Source organism: uncultured Corynebacterium sp. (assembly GCF_937999985.1).
GTDB lineage: Bacteria > Actinomycetota > Actinomycetes > Mycobacteriales > Mycobacteriaceae > Corynebacterium.
In genome coordinates this window covers 1-6,021 of the sequence record NZ_CALLDG010000023.1, presented here as the reverse complement: position 1 = coordinate 6,021, position 6,021 = coordinate 1, and the positions used below count along the sequence as shown (strand labels likewise).

Genomic DNA, 6,021 nt, shown 5'->3' with positions numbered 1-6,021 from the left:
TACCTGGCCGCCATCTACATGCTGCTTGGCCGCGCCCGTAACAGCACCGGCACCTCTGGTCTGCTGCTGGCCTCTATGCACTACTTCGCGGACTGGTTCACTTTCGCCGTGCTGGTTGTGGGTTGTTGCGCTCTTTCTTATGGACGCCCCCACGTCGCCAACCGCCCCACCCCCAGCTTCGCGGCCGCGCGCTCCCGCTGGGTTGGGGTGGGCGCGATTCTCAGTGCGGTGGCCATCAGCATCGCCTCTACCTACACCTGGGTTGGCACGTGGAGCAACGACCGGACCGCCGACTACCTGGCCAACCTGCGCGCCTCCACGGGGTTGGACGGCTCGGGGGAACCACCGCAACTGCTGGATCAGCCGGTTCCTCTGGACATCCTCACCCCGGTGGTGCATCCGTACGACCGCGTCGCCACACTAACGGGTCAGCCGGCGGTAACGCAGGTAGACGAGCCGCCACGGATCATCGACGAGTCGGGGAAGATTGTGGATGCGGAGGTGGTGGCGTCCGCAACAAGCACCGCCGGTAAAGAACCCGAGTGCGGGGTGCGCATCGCCGCGGGGCGCTCCCAGGCCATCCTGCTGGATAACGCTCTGCCGTTCGGGGATTGGACGTGGCAGCTGAACGCGACGGCCAGCACGGATATGACGTTGACCATCACCACCCCCAACGGGCTCGAGGATGCCAAGGAAACGAGGAGTCGCGCCGTCGATGTACACGTTGGCACGGAGTTAAAGCCCCGCTGGGTGCGGGTTTCCGGTGGCGGCGGAATCCTGCTGGTGCGGGCGGAGGCGGATTCCGGCGGATCCGACGAGTACGTGTGCATCGGGGCTGGCGGCATCGGTCCGCTGGTGGCGAAGGCGGGCTAAAGCTGGGATAGCTGGAATAGTGTGCCTTTCCGTACCGTTGAAGGTGCTTAGGAACGAACCAAAACGCACTTCTAGGAGGCGCTGACAGATGTCGACCCAGAACGCACGGAACGCACAGAAGGTCATGATCCTCGGAGGCCACGGCAAGGTGGCGCTGCTGGCGTCTCCGAAGCTCGTAGAGGCCGGACACACAGTAACTTCCGTGGTGCGCAACCCCGATCACGTGACGGACGTGGAAGCCACCGGCGCGAAGGCCGTGGTGCAGGACATAGAGCAGCTGGATGTGGCTGGCTTCGAGAAGCTTTTCGCCGATCAGGACGTGATCATCTGGTCCGCGGGTGTGGGCGGCGGCGACGATGAGCGCACCCTCCGTGTGGACCGCGATGCGGCGATCCGCTCCATCGACGGCGCCGGAACCAAGCGCTTTGTCATGGTCAGCTACTTCAATTCCCGCGCCGATCACGGTGTGCCGGAAGACCACTCGATGTTCACCTACTGCGAGGCGAAGGCCGCCGCGGACGACCACCTGCGTGCTTCTTCCACCAAGTGGACGATCGTCGGCCCGTCCGGGCTGACGATGGACGAGCCAACCGCTAAGATCGAAACACGCTCCCCGAAGGCTGATGGCACCGCCAACGGCGACGACGCGCTGCAGGCCAGCCAGGTCTCCCGCGCCGACGTGGCCGCCGTCATCGCCGAGGTTGTGGATCGCCCGAACCTGGTCGGCCACTTCATCGAGTTCAACACGGGCGACACCCCCATCACCGAGGCCCTCGACGCACACGCCGAGAACCGATCGGTCTAAGAGAAAGAGAATTTCATGGCAGCTGGCCTTGCGGCACTACTAGACGACATTGCGCTTATCGCTAAGAAGGCCGCGGCCACGACGGATGACGTCGCTGCCATCGCCGGGCGTACCTCGACGAAGGCGGCTGGGGTTGTTATTGATGACGCCGCCGTCACCCCGAAGTTCGTCGCTGGGGTATCCCCCGCGCGCGAGCTGCCGATCATTTGGAAGATCACCAAGGGCAGCCTCGTCAACAAACTGATCATTATCCTGCCGATCATTTTGTTACTGAGTTGGCTGCTGCCTAGCGCGCTGACTCCCCTATTGATGCTCGGCGGTTTCTACCTTTCTTTCGAAGGCGCCGAGAAGGTTCTAGAGAAGGTCGGCCTGGGTGGTCACGGCGAAAGTGAAGCTGAGGCGGACGATGAGGAGAAGGACCAGTCCGAGAGCGCGATGGTGCGCGGGGCAATCTTCACCGACTTGATCCTTTCGGCGGAGATCATGGTGATTTCCCTGAACGAGGTTACCGACCAGCCACTTTTGACCCGCACCCTGGTGCTGATCCTGGTGGGCCTGATAGTCACTTTCGCCGTCTACGGCGTGGTGGGCGTGCTGATCAAGATCGACGACATTGGCCTGGCTATCGCCCACAAGCAGGGAGCCAGCGAGGGGATGAAAAAGTTTGGTCTGTTCCTGGTCAAGGGCATGCCGAAGCTGCTGACCGCCATCGGCATCATCGGCACCCTGGCCATGCTGTGGGTCGGTGGACACATCCTGCTGGTTGGCTTCGATGAGCTGGGGCTGCACTGGCCGTACCAGGCGATGCACCACGTGGTGGAGAACTTTGAGCACCTCGGGGGCGCGGTAACCTGGCTGGTGGAGACCGGTTTCAGCTTGCTGTTCGGCCTGCTAGTCGGCGCACTCATCGCCGTGGTGGTCGGCGGGGTAAAGAAACTGCGTGCCCACTAAGCGCTGCAGGTGCGCTACACATGTAAATACAGAACTCCGCTAGAAGCCTAAGGAGGCTCACCTCTTGTCTGCGAAGGACGTAGCTCTCGTGCTCGAGGGCGGTGGCATGCGCAATAGCTACACCGCCGCCTGCATCGACCAGCTGTTAGAGCACAATATCGAGTTCGGCTGGGTCGGCGGCATCAGCGCCGGTGCTTCCCACACCGTGAACTTCCTTTCCGGCGATAGGAAACGCGCCCGCGAGTCCTTCGTGGAATTCGGTGGACACCCAAAGACCGGCGGGTTTAAGTCCCTACTCAAGGGCACCGGCTACTTCAACGCCGAGTACATCTACGAGACCGCTGGCGCGCCCGGCAACGATCTGCCCTTCGACTGGGAAACCTTCCAGAGTTCGAACTCGCAGGTGTGCATCGGCGCGACCCGTGCAGACAACGGCGAGTCCGTCTATTGGCGTCGTGAGGACATCAAGGATCTTCCGGACCTCATGCGCAAGGTCCGCGCCAGCTCCACCCTGCCGGGCATCATGCCCGTACCAACCATCGACGGGGTGGACTATGTCGATGGCGCCCTCGGCGACTCCGGTGGCCTGCTGATCGATGCCGCCATCGAGGATGGCTTTGAAAAGTTCCTCGTGCTGCGCACCAAGCCCAAGGGATACGTCCGCCCCGCACTGCGCAGTCCGCAGCTTGTTAAGACGCTACTGCGCTCACGCCCCGCCGTAGCTCAGGCGATGATCGACCGGCCGCCGAAGTACAACCTGGCCTCCGACAAGATTGCGAAGCTAGAGGCCAAGGGCCAGGCATTGGTCTTCTACCCGGAGAAGATGAACGTCAGCAATACTGAGCGTCGGATGGATCGCCTGCAGCAATCCTGGAACGACGGGCTGGAACAGACAAAGCGCGAATGGGACACGTGGATGGAGTTTCTGGGCGAGTCTAAATGATGCTCAGCAGACCCAGCACGATGAGCATCGCCGCCACCACGTAACCCGCCAGCGCCACCATCTGTTCCTTCCTGTGGCGCAGCCCATCGATAAACCGGGCCAGCCTGCTTTCCGGCTTGCGCAGAACAAAACCCAACGCCAGGCCAGACAGCGCCGGCAGGCTCAGTGCGAGCGTGGCGTAGAGGAATACGGCAAAGTACTTCGCCGCAGAGCTGATCCCCACGGTGCTCAAGTACGCCAGGCCGGCGAAGAAAGGCGCGGACGTCGCGGATTGGACGATTCCCAAGGCCATTCCCGAGAGGAAGGTCCCCCACGAAGCTCGGCGGAGGGGACGGGCCAGACGATTGATCATGGGGGCAGGATCGCCGCCTCGTAGCGTCAAGAAGGCACTTAAAAGACCCACCGCGATGAGAACCAGGCCAAAGATCGGTGAGGCCAAGGCCGTCTGCACTGCGTCCGAAATCCCGTTGAACAACAGCAGCACTGCCAGCGACAGAAGGAACACCCCGAACCAATCCCCCGCCACCAGCACTGCGGCGATGGGCGCATAACGGCGCGGCTTCGGATGCATCACCGCGACAGCGAAAAGCACGCCGATGAGCAGCACGTTGACGGAATCGGCCAACGCGAAACTCACGGCGTGCAGCATACGGTGAATCCTTTCGGAGGCTCCCGCAGCACCTGAACGATCTTCCTGAGCAATCTTGGGTCAGGGCGCGGGAAGGAGAGGTTGAACTCTAGCGAACTCTAGCTAACCTTCCGTCCATGAACAAGGAAGTACACGGCAGCGCTGACCGCGACCAGCCCGGCCAGCATCGTGTACATCGCCTGGTAGCTGGTGGCGGAAACGATCATGCCCAGCAGGATCGGGCCAAAGCCCACGCCCACGTCCAACAGCAGGAAGAGTGTGGATATGCCAGCACCCATCTGGTGCGGTTCTACCGCCTTAACGGAAATCGCCTGCGCAGCTGGCATCAGTGAACCATAGCCTAAGCCCGTCAGCGCGCCGGCCAGAACCACCATCCAGTCCTGAGTAGAGAACGCGAGGACAACCAGTGCGATGGCGAAGGTAGCCAAGCCCAGATAGATAACGATATTGTCACCCTTCTGGTCCTGGATCTTGCCCAGCACGAAGCGCATCACGAGGGTCACCAGCGCATAGGCCAGGAAGAAGTACTTCGCACCGGTGACCAGGTTATTGTCCTCGGAGTAGCTGTTGAGGTAGGTGATCACACCTGCATAGCAGATACCGACCAGCAGCATAAAGAATCCAATAGGCGCGACCTTCGGGTGGACGATGGCCGACAGGTTAAACGTCGGCTGGTGGTGGTGCCCATCCGCCCCCTTGGGCTCTGGGGAACGCACCAGCAGGGACAGCAGGAAGGCCACGATGGACATGCCCACCACGACCTGGAACATGGTGGTGTAGCCAACGGAACCCACCAGCCATAGGCCCAGCGCCGGACCGATCGCGGTGGCCAGTGTGGTACCCAGAGCGAAGTAGCCGGTTCCCTCCGCGCGGCGTGCATTGGGAATCACGCAGGCCCGCGCTCGCGTTATTGGCCGCAAACTCCTTGACGGCGTAGCCCGCCATGGTCGTCACGAGGACGTAGAAGATCATGAACTGGGCGAAGTTAACTAACCATGCAAAGACAAAAGCCGGTGTTACAACCGGCTCCTTCGCTGTGGCGTTCCCTTGCGCGTTGGGGTCTTCGTGTAGATTCCTCGGTTTATTCGCTGACGCGGACGTAAGAGACACCTTCTTCTGAAGTTGTGGTTTTAGTTACGGTCTATGGCTCCCATTAGATCAGCCGTGAATTTTTACGCGAAGCAGCTTACCAAACATCTGCAGCCTCAGTGAGACAGGGTTCAGTTCTTTCTTGCTTTCTTTGTGACGCCCCTAGGCACCCAACCCGCCACCAGGCATCAGGCAAGCACCACACGCTCCCCCACGCTTGGCCTCCAATACGCTGCCTCAGCTGCGGTGATGGACTTTAACTCTCGCGGTGTGATCTGAGACAGGGCGTCAATATAAGAAGGAACAACATCCCACGACAACCTTAAACCGACCGTGAGGTGCGGCACCCAGCGCGGGCCGCGACCGTCCGGGTTGAGCGCGCTGAGCTCGCGGGCGGCGTTTTCCAGCTCGTCCGTGGCTTCAAGCAGCCACGCCACGGTCTGCTTCTTGCCTGTGCCGAAGACGACCACGCCCCGGCGGCTGAGCTCCGAGGGCACGGCGGATGGCAGGATCTCGCGGGCGCGCTCCACGACCTGCGGCGCCATATTCGGGGAGAACGTGACCGTGATGTGCGGAGTCTGGCGCTGGGGCGGGAACCCGCGGGCGGCGAGCTCGTCGAAGATGCCGCGGACGGTGGCGGCCTGCTCGTCGGGCAGGTTCAGCAGGATGTTTTCAGGGGAATTGACGGACATTGCTCCCTATCCTAGCTGG

General features: G+C 61.8%; 5 protein-coding genes and 2 pseudogenes. 4 read left to right on the top strand and 3 right to left on the bottom strand.

All coding sequences use genetic code 11. The annotated features are described in order from the left end of the window. The 4 genes and pseudogenes from Q0331_RS01085 to Q0331_RS01070 all read left to right on the top strand — a co-directional run. Positions 1–873: pseudogene (locus tag Q0331_RS01085) on the top strand (hypothetical protein); the annotation flags it as partial. An 88-nt stretch (positions 874–961) separates the two neighbouring features. Beyond that, complete coding sequence (locus Q0331_RS01080; protein ID WP_298074110.1) at positions 962–1,678, top strand: SDR family oxidoreductase; 717 nt, start codon at positions 962–964, stop codon at positions 1,676–1,678. Between the two features lie 15 nt (positions 1,679–1,693). Further along, positions 1,694–2,629, top strand: a complete 936-nt coding sequence (locus Q0331_RS01075) for a DUF808 domain-containing protein (protein WP_298074108.1) — start codon at positions 1,694–1,696, stop codon at positions 2,627–2,629. Positions 2,630–2,693: 64 nt separating this feature from the next. After that, positions 2,694–3,572, top strand: a complete 879-nt coding sequence (locus Q0331_RS01070; RefSeq protein ID WP_298074106.1) for a patatin family protein — start codon at positions 2,694–2,696, stop codon at positions 3,570–3,572. On the opposite strand, the gene Q0331_RS01065 is transcribed toward Q0331_RS01070, so the two are convergent. The 3 genes and pseudogenes from Q0331_RS01065 to Q0331_RS01055 form a co-directional block, all read right to left on the bottom strand. Further along, a complete protein-coding gene (locus Q0331_RS01065; RefSeq protein WP_298074104.1) occupies positions 3,565–4,221 on the bottom strand; it encodes a hypothetical protein in 657 nt (218 codons plus the stop codon). The genes Q0331_RS01070 and Q0331_RS01065 overlap by 8 nt on opposite strands. 98 nt (positions 4,222–4,319) lie before the next feature. Then, a pseudogene (locus tag Q0331_RS01060) lies at positions 4,320–5,193 on the bottom strand (MFS transporter). A 305-nt stretch (positions 5,194–5,498) separates the two neighbouring features. Beyond that, complete coding sequence (locus Q0331_RS01055; RefSeq protein ID WP_298074103.1) at positions 5,499–6,002, bottom strand: 2'-5' RNA ligase family protein; 504 nt, start codon at positions 6,000–6,002, stop codon at positions 5,499–5,501. Positions 6,003–6,021: the final 19 nt, after the last annotated feature.

Excerpts from the sequence above, each read along its gene's own strand:
- Q0331_RS01080 (WP_298074110.1), top strand. The coding sequence starts at position 962 with ATGTCGACCCAGAACGCACGGAACGCACAGAAGGTCATGATCCTCGGA.
- Q0331_RS01075 (WP_298074108.1), top strand. The coding sequence starts at position 1,694 with ATGGCAGCTGGCCTTGCGGCACTACTAGACGACATTGCGCTTATCGCT.
- Q0331_RS01065 (WP_298074104.1), bottom strand. The coding sequence starts at position 4,221 with ATGCTGCACGCCGTGAGTTTCGCGTTGGCCGATTCCGTCAACGTGCTG.
- Q0331_RS01055 (WP_298074103.1), bottom strand. The coding sequence starts at position 6,002 with ATGTCCGTCAATTCCCCTGAAAACATCCTGCTGAACCTGCCCGACGAG.